This is a genomic window from Rhizobium sp. 2YAF20 (assembly GCF_052114685.1).
In the GTDB taxonomy this organism is placed as follows: domain Bacteria; phylum Pseudomonadota; class Alphaproteobacteria; order Rhizobiales; family Rhizobiaceae; genus Rhizobium.
Window position 1 is genome coordinate 102,633 of sequence record NZ_JBFRFF010000017.1, and the last position, 18,437, is coordinate 121,069.

Consider the following 18,437-nt stretch of genomic DNA (forward strand, 5'->3'; position numbering starts at 1 on the left):
GGATCACGCCTCTTCGGGTTGGGCCCTGACCCATACCATTCGCTTTTCGAAGTGGTCGGCGTTGAATGCGAGCGACCCCATCACGATCGTTTCCGCGCCGGCGCGCCGCAATCCCGGAACGGTATGTTCGCGAATTCCGCCATCGGCGGCCAGGAGGATGCGCTTGTTGGCCGCCTTAGCCGCGATCAGCGACTTTGCCTCGCGCAGGCGAGGCCCGGCCTGTTCGTCCAGCCCCTGGCCCTTGATGCCGATCCGGGTGCCAAGCAAAGTAAGCACGCTGATGCGATCAAGGTAGGGCGCTACCGCCGCGACGGGGGTATGCAACTGCAATACAATGCCTGAGATCAATCCAAGATCTTCGATCAGAGAAAGGCATTCCTCGATTTTACTGTTCTCAGCATGGATGCTGATCAGATCCGCGCCGGCATCGGCAAATTGCTTGATCTGGTCCTGAAGAATGGCGTCAGACACCATCAGATGCACATGCAGCGGCTTCTTGGTCGATTTTCGGCAGATTGCAACGAGGTCGGGGAAGAAGAGTAGCGCCGGCGAGAAGTGACCATCGGCGACATCGATGTGATAGATATCGGTCAGCGCATCGACGCGCTCAATTTCATCGACCAGATGTCCGAGCTCCGCGGACCAGAGCGACATTTCGGCAAGCAGCCGGTCGGTCGGCAGAGCATTGAGCCAATGAGCCTCAGGGTGCATTTCAAAGTTCCTCCAGGAATGTCGCAAGGGCTGCGCGGAAATCGTTCTGGTATTGTTGAGGACTGTCGGCCTTCGGCGTGATTTCGACAAACCTGGCGTTGGAAATCCATTCCGCCAAGGTCCTCGCATATGAAATCGGATGGACGAAGTCTCGTGCATGGCCGATGACAAGCGTCGGCACTCCAATCGATCTAATCTGCTCCATGGAAACGCCGGGCCCATCGCTCGAGATCCTGCAAAGGAGCTCGGCAGTATCGGATAGGGGTCGGCGGCCAAAAAACCCTCGGAGCGATGCAAGGTTATCGGGGGCTTCCATCGCCAGCGTCCTCGCGACATCGGATGCTTCGAAGCGGAATCGTGCCTCGTCCGCCAAGAAATCATGAAGGAGCTGCCCGACGATCGCATTCGGCTGCATGTTGCTAGGGTTTGGCGTGTCGAGCCAGGCAGGCCTTGCCAGCACAAGGGCCTGCACCAGTTCCGGCCGGGTTACGGCCAGGCGAAGCGCGATTGCCGCGCCCATCGATATGCCGCCGATAACAGGCGTGATCTGCCGCTCTTCGATCAGGGCCGCCAGATCGTCGGCAAATGTTGCAATCGACAAATTCCCGTGCGGGCCAATATCCGAACTGCCGTGACCACGGCATTCAAGCGTCAGGCAATGCCAGCCGATATCATCGGGGAAAACCGCTGCGGGCTGTTTCGCGTCGCCGCAAAGGCCGTGCTGGAACACCATCGGCTCGCCGCTTCCGCTTTCGTGAACAGAGAAGTTCAGGCCTGCTCTAAAGTAGTGCGTCAGGTTCACGGCGCGGCTGCTCCAATAACCCCATTCAGGAATGCCGCGACGCCCGGAGCTTCCTCGGCGCTGAGGCCATGGGCGACAAGCTCGCCACGGAACCCGACGCTGCGCAACGCAACGATATAATGCGGGTAGTCTATCACCCCCTTGCCGGCCGTTGCAAAGCTGCCGTCGGCGTTCCTGTCCTTGGCATGTGCGATCTCGATGCGGTCGCCTAACAGAGTGGCCGCCTCCGAGATGATCGCACGCCGCTCTCCAGGTGTGACCTCCTCGAAGAGGTTGGCCGGGTCGAAGACGATACGAATGCGATCGCTGCCGATTGTGTCGATCAGGTCTCGTGCTCGCTGCGCGGAGTTGACGACATTGGCCAGTTCCGGCTCGACTCCAATGAGAATGTCATGCCTCTCGGCAATCTCGACTAGGATCTGGAACTCGTTGATCATTTCGCGCCATGCAGCATCGCCCTGGTTGTCCGGATGGTGGCGCCACTGGTCCTCGGCATCCAGACTGCCCGTGCAGACCGTCAGCAGCTTTGTCCCGATGCGGCCGGCCGCGGAGGCTATCGCTTCGAAACTTTGCCGCCCGGCCTTTCTCGTCGCAAAGTCCGGGTGGATCATGTTGTAGGTTGCCGAAACCGCAGCGATTTCCACTCCAGTCTTGAGCGATGCATGCCTAACGGAATCAGCGGCCGCGGGCTCGATATGCGGCGGAAGCGGGCTCATCCCGGAGCACGCCATGTTGTATTGCACGCATGCGTAGCCGCTAGCGGCCGCAGCCTGCAGCACTTCGAGCGGCGATGGGCCCGAAAATGTCTTGGCAAATATCCCGAGCTTCATCACACCGCTCCGGAAACGTCGGCCAGTCTGACGGCCTTGCCCGAGCGCACTGACTGCGCGATCGCGACCATGCCGCGGACCGATGCCAGGCCGTCGTTGATATCGGCACCGATCATTCTGGCTCCGTTGAGGATCGTGTCGGCAAAACCTTCCAGCTGCCGGCGATAGAAGTGCCCGTCCGCTCCCAGAACCCGTGTCGTTTCGCCCGACTTTTCGTGGAAGATATCGACCTCGCTCGTCTTGTAGAGCCAGGGATTATACGTCTTGCCAAGGACGCTGCCATTCTCGCCGTAGATCTGGAAGCCCTCATGCCAGTCCATGCGCACTGCCACGGTCAAATCAAGATGACCTAATGCGCCGCTTGCAAAGGCGACATCGACGAACCAGCAATAGGCGCCGAAGCGGTGGCGCAGGCGTGCCTCGACTTCGACGATCTCGCCGGCAAAATAACGCGCCGTGTCGAGCAGGTGGCTGCCATGTGCGAGCATGAAGTAGCGCTCAAGATCGGCCTTCGGGTCGCCGGCGGGCTTTCGGGCGTTGCTGCTCCTGACCATCAACGGCTGGACTGCGTCGGTCACCTGGTAACGGTGTGTGGAATCGCAGTACCAGGCTTTCAGCGCCAATAGCTCTCCCATCTCGGTGTCGATGAAGGCCTTCGCACTTTGCAAGCCTGCGTCGAAGCGCTTCATGTGGCCGACCTGAAAAACCTTTCTGCTGGTCTCGATCGCATGTTTCAAGGTCCCGACCTCTTCCACCGAGACGCCGACGGGCTTCTCGCAGAGCACATGTTTCCCGGCTTTCAGCGCGGCAATGGCCGCAGCCACATGGAAGGCATCGGAGGTCGCGATCACCACGGCGTCGACCATGGGATCGGCAAGCATCTCGTCATAATCGGAAAAGGATTTCTCGGGCGCATGCGTTGCCGCCATGCGAGCGCGCAAATCATCGGCGACGTCGCAGATTGCATATAGCTCGGCATTGCTCGCTTTCGCCGCACTTTCGAAATGGGCGGCTTGCGATATCGGACCACAACCGAGGATGCCGACCTTCAGACGACGTGCTTCGTTAGACATGAAATCTTCCTATGTAGACTCGAAGTGTTTGAGGTCGCCTTGTTAATATCTTTAGTAAAGAAATAAAATACCGTCAAGCCAGGATCTGCGACCTTTCGGCTCACCTAGGGCCTGAGCACCGGCTCCGAAAGCTCAACCGTCGAGATGTCGAAAGCGTGATGGTGGGCGATCGTGGCGGCGCCTGTGGCGCATTCGAAGGTACCCAGCAACGAGAGCCGAACGTCCGGAACTGTCGTGCCAGGGACGATCATTTCGGCGACGCGCGATTGGATGGCCTCAAGGCGTTTTTCAAGGACTGGCCGCATGACGCCGCCGAGCATGATGGTCGTTGGATTGAAGATGTTGACCAGCGAAACGATGCCGAGACCGAGGTAATGGACGATATGATCCATCGCGGCGCCAGCTGCCGCATCGCCGTTTTCCGCAGCAGCAACGACGGCAGCCGGGAGGGCCGCGTATTCCGGGTCCTGGAGATCGTCCCTGCCATGATAGGCGCGCGCCAAGGCCCCAAGATTGACCCAGCTTTCGAGGCAGCCGTCCTGGCCGCAGCTGCAGTGGGGTCCGTGCTCGGTCATGCGCAAATGGCCGAATTCTCCAGCGGTCCCGTTTGCACCGCGCAACAGCCGGCCGTTGACGATCGCAGCACCGCCGCATCCTGTCCCGAGCTTTAGAAATATGGTGCAGATGCTCGGAAGCGAAGGCTGGGTGTAGACGGAGCCGAAGGCGGCCGCATTGGCATTATTCTCGACAAAACACGGCAGGCTGAGCGACGAACCAAGCATTTCGCGAAGATTGACGTCGCGCCAGCCGAGGATCGGCAGGTTGAGGATGAAGCCCTCGGAGGTCACCAGCCCCGGCACTGTGACGCCGGCGCCGCGGATGCGCTTGCAAAACCGGATATCATGCTCAAGCATCGTCAGATGGTCGACGATCGCTTTGACCGCCTCGACAGGGGAGATGGTCTTGGCGACCAGAATTTCGGTAGAATGGACAACGGTGGCGGTGAGGTCGATCAGTGAAAATCTGAGAACGCCGACCCCGATCTCCGCTCCGAGAAAATAGGCGCCATTCGGGCTGATGGCGACACTCACTCCCGGCCTTCCAGGCTCGCGCGCGGCGGGGTTGGAAATGCCATCTCGAACCTCGCTCACCAGTTCCTTTTGGGCGAGGTTGGAAATCAACCGGGTGATCGTCGCAGGCGTCAGCGCCAGGCGGCGAGCGATGTCGGCACGGCTTGCAGGCCCCTGCATTCGAAGCATCGTCAGGATGCGCAACTCGTTCAAGTATTTTGCAAGCGTCTGGTCTGCCATATGATTCCGCTGTGGCACGGCTACACCGATGTTGCCACCTGTAGCGGAGCCGGCATCAAAAGTCAGCAATTGCATATAATTTCATTACAAAAAAAACTATTGACCGCTAGGCGTTGATACTTTCGACTTCTTCCTTGATCCCGCTCAATTGGCCCCATCGGTCTGTCAATACCGGGTCCGACAAGCTGACCTTTGACTGGTGTGCAACACGGCATCCCGGGAGCGGTCTCTTCTTGTCTCGGCGGGCCTTGCTTCGCACATCGTCTTTCCAAACCGTCTCGTTTGGCCTAAAGAGCGCGCAGGTAAAACTCCGGTCGCAGCCTACCCGGTCAAAACAGGACACCAATCATGAAAATCATCGTCATCTGCTCCGGCGGATTGGACTCCGTTTCGCTTGCGCACAAGGTCGCAGCGGAGCACGATCTCGTCGGGCTTCTCTCCTTCGACTATGGCCAGAGGCATCGCAAGGAACTGGATTTCGCCGCTGCCTGCGCCGCTCGCCTCAACGTTCCGCATCAGATCATCGACATCAGCGAGATCGGCCGTCACCTCGGCGGCTCGGCACTGACGGATGATATCGACGTGCCGGACGGCCATTATGCCGAAGAGAGCATGAAAATCACCGTCGTGCCGAACCGCAACGCGATCATGCTTGCCATCGCCTTTGGTCTTGCGGCGGCCCAGAAGGCCGATGCGGTGGCGACTGCCGTCCACGGCGGAGATCACTTCATCTATCCGGATTGCCGTCCCGCATTCATCGACGCATTCCAATCGATGCAGAACCAGGCGCTGGACGGCTACGCGAATGTCACGCTCTACGCCCCATACGTGAACATCTCCAAGGCCGATATCGTCGCCGACGGTGCAAAGCACGACACGCCATTTGCCGAGACCTGGTCCTGCTACAAGGGCGGCGCGCGCCAATGTGGCCGCTGCGGCACATGCGTCGAGCGGCGTGAGGCTTTTCACCTGGCAGGCATCGACGACCCTACCGACTACGAGGATCCGCATTTCTGGGTGGCCGTGACAGGAAGCTTCTGCGCCGAGGAGATCAAGTAATGTACCGGATTACCAAGGAATTTCATTTTTCCGCCTCGCATCAGTTGAAGGCCCTGCCGGCGGATCATCAATGCGCGCGGCTGCATGGTCATAACTATATCGTCGAGGTGGAGCTTTCATCGGCCGAGCTGAATGAACATGGCTTCGTGCGCGATTACCATGAGCTTGCACCGTTGAAGGACTACATCGACGCCAGCTTCGATCACCGCCATCTGAACGAAGTGCTGGATCATGACCAGGTGACGGCGGAGTGCCTGGCGAAGCACTTCTACGACTGGTGCAAGGCGCGGCTTGCGGAGACCTCGGCCGTGCGCGTGAGCGAAACGGCGAAGACCTGGGCGGAGTACCGGCCGTGACCCGCGTGAAGCCTGTCGAAATCCGCGTCAGCGAGATCTTCGGACCGACGATCCAGGGTGAGGGCGTGCTCATCGGCCTGCCTACCGTCTTTGTGAGGACTGGCGGTTGCGACTTCCGGTGTTCCTGGTGCGATAGCCTGCACGCGGTCGACAGCCAATATCGCGACGAGTGGAAGACGATGTCGACTGAGGAGGTGTGGCACGAGGTCAAGACCCTCTCAGGCGACACGCCGTTGATGGTCTCGCTTTCCGGCGGCAATCCGGCGATCCAGCCATTGGGGGCTCTGATAGCGCGGGGGCACGAGGAGGGCTATCGGTTTGCACTAGAGACGCAGGGGTCGATCGCCAAGGATTGGTTCGCGGATCTTGACGTGCTGGTGCTTAGCCCAAAGCCGCCGTCGAGCGGCATGGACACCGATTGGCAAAGTGTCGACGACTGTCTGGAGCGGGCGGCCGGCAAGCCGCAGACCGTGCTGAAGATCGTCGTCTTCGACGACCTGGATTTTGCCTACGCGCGCGAGGCTGCGGCCCGCTACCCCGATTTCCCGGTCTATCTCCAGCCCGGCAACCACACACCACCATCTCCCAGCGTCGAGGATGATTTCGTCGATATCGACGGGCTGATGGACCGGATGCAATGGCTGATCGACAAAGTCGTCGAGACGAAATGGTTCGAAGCCCGCGTTCTGCCGCAGCTTCATGTCATGCTCTGGGGAAATCGACGCGGGGTTTAGAGCAATTCCACTTGACCTGCGAAGCCCCATCATGCGGCGACCGTGTGTCGACCGCGAAGACGACCCTGCTTCCGGCAAACCCTCACTAGACGCCGCGAAATCATATACTTGGCACCCACATCGTTCTTTCTCCAGCACAGACCACAGTGCCGGCCGGATTGATCTTTAAAAAAAATGCTTGCAAAATGCCGTGCAAGACGACCCCAACAGGAAAAGTGCGAAGCGGTTTCCCCTAGGAATTGCGTCAAGACAAACAGCTAGAGCAGTGAGGCGTTTCCTTGAAACGATCAACGGCTCTAGAACCCTCGCTTCCGGTCGGGTTCGGAGCCGATCATGAGCGGCTTCTTGTCGTTGCCCTTTTTCATCAACACGCCCGTATCCGGCCCGAACATCGAATAGATCGGCAGGATGCTTGCTCCGAGCGCCGAAGCACGGGCGCCGAGTGCGCCGGCAATGATCGCCGGCGGAATGAGCCCCGGCGGAACCATCTCGGTAAAGCATTTGCGCACGCGATCGACCGTATCCGAAAGCAGTGCAGGGGGGAGGAGGCCGTCGATGACCACGGCCTCCAGATCCACCAGCGCAATGCTGCCGATGATCGCTTGCGCCAAGGCGTCGGCGCAATCGTCCTGCCACTCGGACACGAGATGGCGCGCTTGGGCGGGCATTGGGTCGAGATCGCGGACCCGCGTGATCGGAAATCCGTTGGTTCTCAGATGATGAACCAGCGTATAGATCGATGCCCTGTGAAGCAGTACTTCGAATTTCCCTTCAGGCTTTGGCACGGAGGCGAGGGTCGAATGGGTGACTGGGAAGGGACCGTAGGCCGCAGTGTTCCCGTTCGGACCGGTCTGTAGGGTTCCGTCAAGAACGAGACCGCCGCCCACAAAGGTGCTGAGCGAGATATGCAGGAAGTCGGAATATTGCTTTCCAAGCCCATAGACGAGCTCGGCGACGGCCGCTGCAGACGCGTCGTTCTCGATCATGACGGCAAGGTTCTGGGTATCGGCAAAATAAGAGCGCAGATTAAAATTCCGCCACGCCAGTTGCACGTCGCTCGGGAAGCCCAGCTCTTCGTCCCATCCGCCAATGAAGTACGGCGCCGAGATACCGATGCCGATCAGGCGCGTCTTGTGAGGGGCGCCTAGCTGCGCCTTGAACCGGCCAATGGCCTCGTCTCCAAGGCGGCGGATATTGTCAGGGTCCGGATGGTCATACTCGTGGGTCTCGAATGCCCGCATTTCGCCCGTAAAGTCAATCAGGATAGCGTCCATCGCCCGCCTGCCAATGTGCAGGCCAATGGAGAAAGCGCCGTCCTTGGCCAGGCCGTACATGGCGGAAGGCTGACCCTTCCCGCCGAAACGCTTTCCATTTTCGATGAGGTAGCCGGCCTCAGCCAGTGCTTCGACGATCCCGGCAACGGCCGGCGGCGTCAGATGGGCAAATCTTGCGATCTCTGCCTTTGACGCTTCTCCAAAGCGCCGGACAGCGTCGAGCACCACGCGCTCGTTGTAGTGGCGCAGTTGAACGGAGTTGCTGCCTTTTCCTGCCATGCGCCCTTATCCCTCGATCAGTTGACGAAGATATCCCCCGATGCCTTCGTCACGCTGGACTGCTGCTCCACAGGACATACAGCCTGCGATGTAAGCCTTCTAGCCGTGACGTCGCGTTTGTCAAAGCGATCATAAAACCCGGCTTGACGGACTGCAAGATAGATTATAGTAAATTGCTTTAATAAATGCGCCAAGAGGAGTTGGCGACCTAGGCCGGCGTGATAGAGGCGAGGAAAGCATGGCACTTGTTGAATATATAGCTGGCTCGAAGAGCGTCGCATCGCCTGGTGTCGGTCATGCTTGAGGTGTCCTCCACTCACTCGACTGCCGCATCTATTTCACCGACCGGACAGATCGTGGCCTCGCTTGAGGGCGTTACGAAAATATTCGGTGGAACAGTCGCGGTGGCCGACGTCAGCATAGATATACGCGCCGGTGAGGTGTTGGCGCTGCTTGGTGAAAACGGCGCTGGCAAAAGCACCTGCGTCAAGCTGATTGCAGGCGTCCACCGGCCGGACGGAGGCGCGATCATAATCGGCGGCCAACCCGTGCGGTTTTCTTCGCCGCTCGAGGCGCAGCGGGCAGGCGTAGCTGTCATGCACCAGCATCCCGGCCTTTTCCCAGATCTTTCGATCGCGGAAAATCTCTTCATTGGCCAGACCGGCGCCAGCTGGAAGATCGATTATACCCATATGCGGTCGGAGGCCGAGCGCTTGCTGAGGCTGGTTGGCCTCGATGTGGACGTTGCGCAGCCGCTGGCCAGATTGCGGACATCGGAACAGCAACTGGTCGAAGTTGCCCGCGCACTTTCGCTGGATGCCCGGGTCCTCATCATGGACGAGCCAACGGCAGCGCTGTCGCAAAGAGAAGTCGAGCGGCTTTTTACCGTTGTCGACGATTTGCGGGGCCACGGCGTCGGGATGATGTTCGTCGGCCACCGAATGGATGAGATCTATCATGTAGCCGACCGCATAGCGGTCCTGCGTGACGGACGGCTTGTCGGAACGGAACGCGCTACGGACTTGTCGCGAGAGCGCGCCGTGCAAATGATGGTAGGCCGTCCGCTTGACGGCCTATATCCGCGCCATGCGACGACGCCTGGGAAAGTCGTGCTCGAGGTCAGTGGGCTTTCCCGCGAGGGCTCATTCGAGAATGTGTCCTTTCAGCTGCGCGCGGGTGAAATTCTCGGCTTCGGTGGGTTGGTCGGCAGCGGGCGCACGGAGATCGCCCGCGTATTGTTCGGTATCGACCGGTCGACTGCAGGCAACATCACGCTCGATGGCGTTGCAGTCAGCCTCGGGTCGCCGCAGGAGGCGATGGATCGCGGCATTGCCTATGTCTCAGAAGACCGGATCGGCCAGAGCCTGGTCATGGATTTTTCGATCCTGAACAACGCATCGCTGACTGTCTTGGACGAGGCAACGCGCAGCGGTCTGATGTCGCGGACCAAAGAGATCGGCATGACGGCACGCTTTCTTGATCGACTCCGTCTGCGCTTCAGCTCCTACGATCAACCGGTAAGTTCGCTTTCGGGAGGAAACCAGCAAAAGGTGGTCCTCGCAAAGTGGCTGGCGACGAAGCCGCGCGTGCTCATCCTCGACGAGCCGACGCAGGGCATCGACGTACAGACCAAAGCTGACGTGCACGCGATGATGTCGGATCTCGCGAGCCAGGGCATGGCGATCATCCTGATCTCATCCGAACTTCCGGAGCTTCTGGGAATGGCCGATCGGATGATCGTCCTGCGGGAAGGCCACGTCATGGCCGAATTCAGCCGCGATGAGGCGACGCAGGAGAAGGTCATCGGCGCTGCGACCGACGCGATCGTGAAAAAGGTCGGTGGCGAGATCGTCGCGACGCCGGCCCATCATCACGGCGTGGCGCCAAAGCCGAGGGGCAAAGGTCTTCTTCAGCGCATATTCGGCCATCGGGAACTCGGGCTAGTCGCTGCGATGGCCGCCGTGGTCGTCCCGATCTCGATCCTGAATATCCGCATGTTGAGCGCTGCCAATCTGTCTGCGCTTGCCATGGATGCAGGTCTGTTGATGATTGTGGCGGTGGCTCAGATGCTGGTGCTGATCACCCGTAGCATCGATCTTTCCGTGGCGGCAATCATCGGTCTTGCCGCCTATGGTGCGGCATCGACCCTTCATCTACATCCGGAGATCGGCGTTGCCGGCGGGGTGCTGCTTGCCTGCGGCATCGGCCTCATCGCCGGAATAATCAATGGCTTGATTATTACCTACGGCAAGGTGCCGGCCATTGTCGTCACACTTGGAACGATGTCGATCTTTCGCGGGCTAAACAGCCTGTGGGCCGGGGGAACGCAAGTGAGCGCCGACCAGGTGCCGCAAGCCTGGCTCGATATGACTGGCAGAAATGTGCTCGGCGTGCCGGCGGTATTGCTGATCGCGATCCTGACGCTTGCACTTGCCGCCTACGTCCTGCGCTACACCACCATCGGCAGAGAACTTTTTGCCATCGGCTCCAATCCAGAGGGCGCCCGTCTGATCGGCATCCCGGCGCGCGGGCGCATTCTGATGGCATTTGCCGCAGCGGGGCTTCTGGCCGGCTTTGACGGTGCGCTCTGGGCATCACGCTATGCAACAGTGGACGCACGCGTGGCCTATGGGTTTGAGCTTACGGTTATTGCTGCAGTCGTCGTCGGCGGTGTCGCGGTCAGGGGTGGCTCGGGAACGGTGCTCGGGGTTGCCGCCGGCGCGCTCACGCTCCTTATCATCAACAACGGCCTGACCCTCGTACGCGTCGATCCACTGTGGCTGCAGGGTGTTTACGGCTTGGTCATACTCGCAGCGATCGGCATCGACGCCTATGTGGCGCGACGTGCATCGAGCCATCGGGGAGGAAGATCATGAACGCCAAGGTCAGCAATCGTCCCGACTTTATAGCGCGCATCGGCAACTGGGATAATTTTTTGGCGATATTGACCATCGGGGTCATCGTCTATGCCCTCTTTGCCGTGCCGAACTTCGCCTCAGTATTCAATATTTCCCAGGCGGTGGCCGGTATCTCTGAAAGAGCACTCATCGTTCTTCCGATGGTACTGCTGATCATCGCCCGCGAGATAGACTTGTCGGTCGCCAGCATCCTGGCGCTAACCAGCGTCATTTTCGGCCTGCTGGTGCAGGACGGGGTGCCGTTGGCTGCCGCGGTGCCGCTGACGCTACTTGCCGGCGCTGCGTGTGGAGCGTTCAACGGACTTCTGGTCACTGCGCTGGGGCTGCCGTCGCTTGTCGTGACGCTGGGGACCATGGCACTGTTCCGAGGCATCGGCTACATTCTTCTCGGCTCTGGCTCGGTCAATGATTTCCCTGATAGTTTCCTCGACTTCGGCATCGATACTGTCGGCGCGTCTCCTGTTCCCTGGACGATCGTGCCCTTCCTCGTCCTTGCACCGTTCTTTGCGGTCATGCTTCAAAAAATGCCTCTCGGACGGCGAATTTATGCCATCGGCGGCAGCCCCGAGGCAGCGAAATATTCGGGCATTGGGCTTGCTCGCGTCGTCCTTGGCCTGTTCGTGACGTCTGGCATCGTCTGTTCAGCAGCGGGCATGGTTTATGCCGCCCGCCTTGCCAATGCGCGCGCCAACAATGCACTCGGCATGGAACTTGACGTGATCACCATCGCGTTGCTCGGCGGCATCAGCGTCTTTGGCGGGCGCGGCCGGCTGACCGGCGTGCTGTGGGCGCTGCTGCTGTTTGCCACCATCCGCAACGTGCTCGGCCTGCTGCAGGTCGGCGGCGACGCGCAAGGCACCGTCATCGGCCTTTTGCTTATCCTCTCACTTCTGGCGAGCAACGCCGCAGAGCGCATCTTTGCCGGTGTTCGCGCCACATACTTCAAACCCAAAACAGGCGAGTAGTTTCCGGGACTCACCTGCTCACTCACACCGGACTTAGATTGGAGGAGGAAACTTTATGAAATATCAGGTCTTAACATCGCTGCTTCTGGCAAGCAGCCTCATTGCCGGCGTCACTGCTGCAAGTGCGGAAGAATGCGCCAAGGCTCCGGTAACCGTCGGCTTTCTGCCGAAGCTGGACACGGACCCCTATTTCCAGGTCGCCCAGACGGGCGCCGAGGAGGCAGCCGGAGAGATCGGCGGAAAGGCCGTCAAGCAGGCGCCCTCGCAGGCAACGGCGGAAGCGCAGATCGATTTCATCAACAATCTCGTCTCCCAGAAGGTTGGCGTCATTGCAATCTCCGCCAACGACGCCAATGCGGTCGCGCCGGCGCTGCGCCGCGCAGAAAAGCAGGGTGTGAGGGTCGTTTCCTACGATTCCGACGTCGCCACCGCGGCGCGGACACTCTTCCTCAACCAGGCCGCCGGCGATAGCCTGGCCGAGATGATGCTCGAATCGATGGGCCAGCTCATCGGTTATGACGGTGAATTTGCGATTCTGTCATCGACGCCGACGGCCACGAACCAGAATGCCTGGATCGACTTCATGAAGAAGAAGATGGCATCGGACAAGAAATACGCGAAAATGAAGCTCGTCCAGGTCGCATACGGGCAGGAAAGCGAGCAGGTCAATCAGCAGCAGGCCCTGGGCCTTGCGCAGGCATTCCCAAATCTCAAGGGGATCATCATCCCTGCCGGCATAGGCTTGCCGGCCGCCGCTCGGGCGATGGATCAGGCTGGCCTGTTGGGCAAGATCAAGTTGACCGGTCTGGCGCCGGCGATATTGATCAAGAAGTACATCCAGAACGGTTCGGTTCAGGATATCTGGTGGAACGTCAAGGATCTCGGCTACCTAACCTACTATGCAGCCCAGGCCGTGGCGCAGTGCAAGGTCACCGGCAAGGAAGGCGAGACCTTCAAGGCTGGCAGGCTCGGATCTTACAAGGTCGGACACAGCGGCGAAGTGCTGCTCGGACCGGCCAAGATCGTGACGCCTGCCAACATTGAAGAATTCAAGTTCTGATCGACCGCAGAAGGGGGAACGCTGGACCGGCGTTCCCCTATCCCGTCATCTACAAGGAATTCGACATGAAGCCCGTGCTGCTTGCCGGCGAGACGTTTCACGTCACGTCTTTGGCCGCAAAAGGATACGAGGTCGGGGCATCGTCTCGCTATATCAATGGTGCGCTGCGCTTCATCGAAGCGCTGGCGACACGGAATATCGACGTGGTGCAAATCGGCGGAGATCGATGCGAGGCAGAGTTCCCCAGGACGATGGAGGCGCTTTCGCAGTATTCTGCAGTTGTGCTGTCTGACGTAGGAGCTTTGTCGCTCCTATATACGTCGGAAACGCGATTGGGGCAACGTTCCGTCAACCGATTGGAGCTGTTGCGGCAATGGGTTGAAGCGGGCGGTGCGCTGATGATGGCCGGCGGTTATACCAGCTTCCAGGGCATGGACGGCTCGGCCATGTTCCGTGGCACGGCCGTCGAGGAATGCCTGCCGGTGCTGTGCCTGCCCACTCCGGACGGAGTTGAAGCGCCGGAAGGACTCGATCCTGTCGCAACCGATCTCGACCATCCCATCTTGGACGGGATCTCGCATCCAATGCCTTACATTCTCGGCATGAACCGCGTGAGGTTGCGCGCAGAGCCGGCTACAACGGAATTGCTCCATTGTGCAGACCGAAGTGGCAATCTTCCGCTCCTCGCCGTCCGCGACTATGGCGTGGGCCGCTCGCTCGCCTGGATGACGGATATTGGGCCACACTGGCTATCTCACGACTTTATGCAGTGGTCAGGTTACAACACACTCATGGTCAACATGATCCGCTGGCTCGCGCGCGAAATATGAGGCGCGAAAGTGCCCCTCGACGGAAATTTGGCAGGCGACGCTACCTTCATCAGTGTGCGGTTACCGGGGCCAGTCTGCAGGATTAAAAAGATGCAGGGAGCATAGCTTCGCTGATCGCTGGCTTTTCCGCCGGGCCCGCGTAAAGTCGCGTCACGTAAATTCAGGCAGGAGAATTGGTCATGAAGATTAGTGCGCGCAATCGCCTGAAGGGCAAGATCACGGAGATCACCAAAGGCGCCACGACTGCGCATGTCCGCATAGACATCGGCAACGGTGCGATCGTGACCGCATCGATCACCAACGAGGCTGTGGACGAACTGGAGCTGAAAGTCGGCGGCAGCGCCTATGCGGTCGTCAAGGCCTCCGATGTCATGGTCGCAATTGATTAATTGCCATTGCCCGCCTGAAAATCGCCCGGCTGCGGTGGGGCGATCGGTTTGAACAGGGTGCGATCGGGCTTGAGATCGATGAGCGGCGTGCCATCGAGACAATCAAGGCCGCGCACCAGGAGAACGGCCCCCTCGACCGCCTCTAGTTCGACGATCGACGTGCCGATCGGGTTTGGCCGAACGGGTGAGCGCAGCGCGAACGTCCCATGGACCTTGCCGTTGCTGGCGGGGCTTTGCAGCAACAGATCGCGGCGCGATCGATCGAGCCAATAGAGGATTTCCAGCCGTTCGAAAGCCGAAACACCCGCCAATGCCGGCACCCAAGGCTCGAAAATCTCGATCCGGCAAATGGGACCGTCATGGCGTCCCTGCCGTGGGCATTCGAGCCGCGAGGTCCAAGGCGTCGATATCCGGCCGATGAACACCAGGCCCGCGTCGGTCGCTTGCGGCGGCTCGATCGCCACTTCGTTTTCTCTGATTTCGTTTTCGCGGACCATTGTGACGTCCTCTAGCCGCGACGCGGTTTCGCCAGGTGGCTGGCTATATCTATACAAACATATCGACCGCAGGCAAAGGAGCAGCTATTTGCGCCAGGCAATCCTCTTGCCTCAATCAAAAAAACATACAATATACATACATTATGAAATCGGGCATGTGACCATGGCAAATGAGCGGGCATGGAAGTTCTGGGTGCCGTCGATAGCTCGCGCCGGCGGGCCGGTCTATCTGGCGATTGCCGACGCGCTACAGGCTGACATCCGTTCCGGCCGGTTGTCGGCAGGTGCACGGCTGCCCCCGCAAAGGGCGCTTGCCGAAGCGCTCGGCATCGATTTCACCACGGTTACACGGGCCTATGCGGAAGGGCGCAAGCGCGGTCTTCTGGACGGGCGCGTGGGGCAGGGGACCTACGTGCTTCAGGGCCGCCCGTCTGTCTCCCGTCCGCTTCCGACGGGCCTCGTCGATATGAGCATGAACCTGCCTCCGCGTTTCGACGATGCCGCCCTTACAGCCCGCATGTGGCAAGGGGTGGGCGCGCTTGAGGCTGAGGTTGGGCTGGACCTCCTGCTGCGCTACCAGCAGCCGGGCGGCGCTGCACGGGATAGGGCTGCGGGGGTCGAGTGGCTGTCCGGCCGTTTGCCGGGGATTTTTGCCGAGCGCGTGCTGGTGTGTCCAGGGGCGCAAGGAGCCTTGCTCGCTGTGCTCAGCTCGCTTGCCGAGCCCGGTGACACTGTCTGTGCGGAAGCTCTGACCTATCCCGGTTTTCTATCGGTTGCCGCGCACCTTCGCCTTAACGTGGTCGGCGTTCGGATTGATGAAGAAGGTGTCGTCCCCGAGGCTTTCGAGCAAGTATGCGCCGAGCACAGGCCAAAGGCATTCTACTGCAATCCGACGATCGGTAATCCGACCACGATCACCTTGCCTTTGGAGCGTCGCAGGTCCCTCCTGGAGATCGCTGCCCGGTACGATGTCGCAATTGTCGAAGACGATGCCTACGGCGCCCTGCCGCGCCAGCCGGTGCCGCCCCTCGCCGCACTAGCGCCGGAGCGAGTGTACCATATCGCCGGGCTCGCCAAATGCCTGTCGCCGGCGTTGCGTATCGCCTATCTCGTTGGCCCGGACATTCGGGCAGCGGTGAGACTTTCCGGCATCGTCAGGGCGACCGCCGCAATGGCGTCGCCGCTGACCGCTGCAATTGCCAGCCGATGGATAGAGGACGGGACGGCCGATGCAGTGCTGGGAGCCATTCGCAGCGAGGCCACGGCAAGGCAGGCGATTGCCAGGGAATTGCTGCCTTCCGGCAGCATGTTGGCGGACCCTGAGGGCTTTCACGGCTGGCTTCGTCTTCCGGCCATGTGGTCGCGGGGCGAATTCACGGCCAGGCTTCGTTCCGCCGGTATTGGCGTGGTTGTGAGCGACGCCTTTGCGCTCGGTCCTGCGCCCGAGGCAGTGCGGCTCGGCCTCGGCGCAGCCGAAGATCATGAGCATCTGCGCCAGAGTATCGGAATTCTCGCCGATCTGCTGGTGCAGCCGCCGGCTGCCTCCATCACCGTTGTCTGAGAGGTCAAATCAAAACATACAATGAGTACAATCTATACATACATTTATTTGACAATCCATGCAATTCGTCCTATAAGATGCTCATCGCCGCCCATCGCTTCGCCTGCGAGGCATCGACAAGGACAAACCAAATGTCATACGACGATAAATGGCCGCCGCTTCCCCCCGTCCAGACAGGCATCCGGGGTCGTTGCCCGCGCTGCGGCCAGGGGCATCTGTTCAGTGGTTTCCTGACGCTCCGCCCGTCATGCGAAGTCTGCGGGCTCGACTATTCCTTTGCCGATCCGGCCGATGGCCCGGCCTTCTTCGTGATCTGCTTTGCCTGCATTCCGAGCGTGGCGCTTGCCCTTTGGATCGAGGTGGCGTTCAACGCACCCTATTGGGTTCATATCTTCACGACATTGCCGTTTATGCTGTTGACCTGCATCCCGCCTCTGCGGCCTCTGAAGGGATGGCTAGTTGCGAGCCAATATTTCTATAAGGCCGAAGAGGGCAAGCTTGCAGGTGCCAGCGTCCGTGATCGCGAACGGACGATCCCGGCTCCTCCGGTTTGATCTGGAGGGCAGATCTATTTGTCTCCTATAAGCCTCGGCTGGACGGCTGCATACATGCCGGTGGTGCGGAATTCCGTCGGTGTAATCCCGTATATTCGACGAAACACCTTTGAGAAATAGTTGGCATCGTCGAAGCCGGAGATAATCGCAACCTCCTTGACGGGCAGGAATGCGGCGTTGGTCAGGAGCTTCGCGGCGCGTTGCATCCGCTGCTGCAGGACGAATTCCGCCGGCGGCAATCCTTCGCTTTCGGTGAAGACGCGTGAGAAATGCGCGCGACTGAGCCCGCTGACACTTGCCAGTTCCTCGACCGATAGTGCCCTTTCAAGATTGGCACGGATGTGGTCGATCACGCGCTGCATCAAGCTGAGGTCGGCGGCGAAGGCGTGAGAGCCGAAGACGTCGTCATAGAGTGCCATTGCCGCCTCGTAGGCGATTGCCGAAGCGCGAGCGGGCGTGGCTGCCTCGCGAATTAGCCGCAGGCTGCAATCGGCGATATGGTCGATGGTCGCCGGCTTCAGCTTCAAAAGCGGGCCTGCGGCGCTAAGAATGAGGCGGTGGATGCGCAATGCTTCCTCGCCGTTCATCGATAGCCAGAAATATTCCCAACGCGTGTTCTGCTCAAGCCAATAGCGGTGATTGTGCGGCACCAGCACCAATAGCGTGTCGCCGGCCGCGAGCCGGTAATTGCGGTTCTCATAGCGCAGCCGGCCCACGCCGCCGATGGTGTGCTGGAGGACGGTGAAGGCTGTCTGGCCGCGCTTGCGGCCATCCCAATCATAGGTTTCGTTCTCCCGGATTTCATAGCCCGCGCTGGTCGGCATGGCATGCAGCCTATGCCGACCGCGCGGTAGCGAAATCGTCCGCATGATGGGGCCGTTCGCAATCAAATCCTGCAGCATAAAATTACCCTTGAAAGCATAATCATTCTCTGTTCGGCGAGCGACTATAGGCATAATTTCGGATGAAGGACAGAATGTGAAAAGCTGTCAGATATGAAACCGCCTACACGAACCGGCTGGTGAAAGCCGCGTTCGAGGTAGCCTGACGAGAGACGCCCGGAGAGATTTATGGCAGGCAATCCCAAGATCACCTTTATCGGAGCCGGTTCGACGGTGTTCATGAAGAACATCATCGGCGACGTTTTGCAGCGCCCGGCTTTGTCGGGGGCGCGTATCGCCCTGATGGACCTCAACCCGCAGCGGCTGGAGGAAAGCGCCGTCGTTGCCCGCAAG

Annotated in this window: 19 protein-coding genes; 11 read left to right on the top strand and 8 right to left on the bottom strand. The window is 59.9% G+C overall.

The window, feature by feature from the left end; genetic code table 11:
• Positions 1-3 precede the first annotated feature (3 nt).
• From AB4Z52_RS19630 to AB4Z52_RS19650, 5 genes are all read right to left on the bottom strand, one after another.
• Positions 4-711 carry a ribulose-phosphate 3-epimerase gene (locus tag AB4Z52_RS19630; RefSeq protein ID WP_442219594.1) on the bottom strand — a complete coding sequence of 236 codons (708 nt, stop codon included), beginning with the start codon at positions 709-711 and terminating at the stop codon, positions 4-6.
• Between the two features lies 1 nt (position 712).
• On the bottom strand, positions 713-1,513 hold the full coding sequence (locus tag AB4Z52_RS19635; protein ID WP_442219595.1) for an alpha/beta fold hydrolase: 801 nt from the start codon (positions 1,511-1,513) through the stop codon (positions 713-715).
• Positions 1,510-2,343, bottom strand: a complete 834-nt coding sequence (locus tag AB4Z52_RS19640; protein WP_442219596.1) for a sugar phosphate isomerase/epimerase family protein — start codon at positions 2,341-2,343, stop codon at positions 1,510-1,512. The genes AB4Z52_RS19635 and AB4Z52_RS19640 overlap by 4 nt, the downstream gene beginning before the upstream one ends.
• Positions 2,343-3,416 (bottom strand): Gfo/Idh/MocA family protein, encoded by a 1,074-nt coding sequence (locus AB4Z52_RS19645; RefSeq protein ID WP_442219597.1) that lies wholly within the window; start codon positions 3,414-3,416, stop codon positions 2,343-2,345. The genes AB4Z52_RS19640 and AB4Z52_RS19645 overlap by 1 nt, the downstream gene beginning before the upstream one ends.
• 104 nt (positions 3,417-3,520) lie before the next feature.
• Positions 3,521-4,801 carry an ROK family transcriptional regulator gene (locus AB4Z52_RS19650; RefSeq protein ID WP_442219598.1) on the bottom strand — a complete coding sequence of 427 codons (1,281 nt, stop codon included), beginning with the start codon at positions 4,799-4,801 and terminating at the stop codon, positions 3,521-3,523.
• Positions 4,802-5,074: 273 nt separating this feature from the next.
• On the opposite strand from AB4Z52_RS19650, the gene queC reads away from it, so the two are divergent.
• From queC to queE, 3 genes are read left to right on the top strand one after another with little or no spacing between them, the layout of a single operon-like run.
• Positions 5,075-5,785 (top strand): 7-cyano-7-deazaguanine synthase QueC, encoded by a 711-nt coding sequence (gene queC, locus AB4Z52_RS19655; RefSeq protein WP_442219599.1) that lies wholly within the window; start codon positions 5,075-5,077, stop codon positions 5,783-5,785.
• Entirely contained in the window at positions 5,785-6,141 is a 357-nt protein-coding gene (gene queD / locus AB4Z52_RS19660; protein ID WP_442219600.1) for a 6-carboxytetrahydropterin synthase QueD, read from the top strand. The genes queC and queD overlap by 1 nt, the downstream gene beginning before the upstream one ends.
• Positions 6,138-6,875, top strand: a complete 738-nt coding sequence (gene queE / locus AB4Z52_RS19665) for a 7-carboxy-7-deazaguanine synthase QueE (protein ID WP_442219601.1) — start codon at positions 6,138-6,140, stop codon at positions 6,873-6,875. The genes queD and queE overlap by 4 nt, the downstream gene beginning before the upstream one ends.
• A gap of 296 nt (positions 6,876-7,171) precedes the next feature.
• Here queE and AB4Z52_RS19670 read toward each other — a convergent pair whose 3' ends face one another.
• The gene (locus AB4Z52_RS19670; protein ID WP_442219602.1) at positions 7,172-8,428 is read right to left on the bottom strand and encodes an ROK family protein; all 1,257 of its coding nucleotides are present in this window, start codon (positions 8,426-8,428) and stop codon (positions 7,172-7,174) included.
• A 296-nt stretch (positions 8,429-8,724) separates the two neighbouring features.
• On the opposite strand from AB4Z52_RS19670, the gene AB4Z52_RS19675 reads away from it, so the two are divergent.
• The 5 genes from AB4Z52_RS19675 to AB4Z52_RS19695 all read left to right on the top strand — a co-directional run bounded on the left by AB4Z52_RS19675 (position 8,725) and on the right by AB4Z52_RS19695 (position 14,590).
• Positions 8,725-11,304 (top strand): ATP-binding cassette domain-containing protein, encoded by a 2,580-nt coding sequence (locus AB4Z52_RS19675; protein WP_442219603.1) that lies wholly within the window; start codon positions 8,725-8,727, stop codon positions 11,302-11,304.
• Positions 11,301-12,311, top strand: a complete 1,011-nt coding sequence (locus tag AB4Z52_RS19680; protein ID WP_442219604.1) for an ABC transporter permease — start codon at positions 11,301-11,303, stop codon at positions 12,309-12,311. The genes AB4Z52_RS19675 and AB4Z52_RS19680 overlap by 4 nt, the downstream gene beginning before the upstream one ends.
• Before the next feature lie 55 nt (positions 12,312-12,366).
• Positions 12,367-13,371: a rhamnose ABC transporter substrate-binding protein gene (locus AB4Z52_RS19685; RefSeq protein WP_442219605.1), complete on the top strand. Its 1,005-nt coding sequence runs from the start codon at positions 12,367-12,369 to the stop codon at positions 13,369-13,371.
• Positions 13,372-13,436: 65 nt separating this feature from the next.
• Positions 13,437-14,201 (top strand): glutamine amidotransferase, encoded by a 765-nt coding sequence (locus AB4Z52_RS19690; protein ID WP_442219606.1) that lies wholly within the window; start codon positions 13,437-13,439, stop codon positions 14,199-14,201.
• 179 nt (positions 14,202-14,380) lie between these two features.
• Positions 14,381-14,590, top strand: a complete 210-nt coding sequence (locus AB4Z52_RS19695; RefSeq protein ID WP_442219607.1) for a TOBE domain-containing protein — start codon at positions 14,381-14,383, stop codon at positions 14,588-14,590.
• On the opposite strand, the gene tsaA is transcribed toward AB4Z52_RS19695, so the two are convergent.
• Entirely contained in the window at positions 14,587-15,087 is a 501-nt protein-coding gene (gene tsaA, locus AB4Z52_RS19700) for a tRNA (N6-threonylcarbamoyladenosine(37)-N6)-methyltransferase TrmO (RefSeq protein WP_442219608.1), read from the bottom strand. The two genes, AB4Z52_RS19695 and tsaA, sit on opposite strands and share 4 nt — an antisense overlap.
• Positions 15,088-15,250: 163 nt before the next feature.
• Here tsaA and AB4Z52_RS19705 point away from each other — a divergent pair, with 163 nt between their 5' ends.
• The gene (locus tag AB4Z52_RS19705) at positions 15,251-16,648 is read left to right on the top strand and encodes an aminotransferase-like domain-containing protein (protein WP_442219617.1); all 1,398 of its coding nucleotides are present in this window, start codon (positions 15,251-15,253) and stop codon (positions 16,646-16,648) included.
• 131 nt (positions 16,649-16,779) lie between these two features.
• On the top strand, positions 16,780-17,202 hold the full coding sequence (locus tag AB4Z52_RS19710) for a DUF983 domain-containing protein (RefSeq protein ID WP_442219609.1): 423 nt from the start codon (positions 16,780-16,782) through the stop codon (positions 17,200-17,202).
• A gap of 14 nt (positions 17,203-17,216) precedes the next feature.
• Here AB4Z52_RS19710 and AB4Z52_RS19715 read toward each other — a convergent pair whose 3' ends face one another.
• Entirely contained in the window at positions 17,217-18,158 is a 942-nt protein-coding gene (locus AB4Z52_RS19715; RefSeq protein WP_442219610.1) for an AraC family ligand binding domain-containing protein, read from the bottom strand.
• A gap of 114 nt (positions 18,159-18,272) precedes the next feature.
• Here AB4Z52_RS19715 and AB4Z52_RS19720 point away from each other — a divergent pair.
• The coding region (locus AB4Z52_RS19720) for a family 4 glycosyl hydrolase (RefSeq protein WP_442219618.1) at positions 18,273-18,437 on the top strand (165 nt) is incomplete at its 3' end.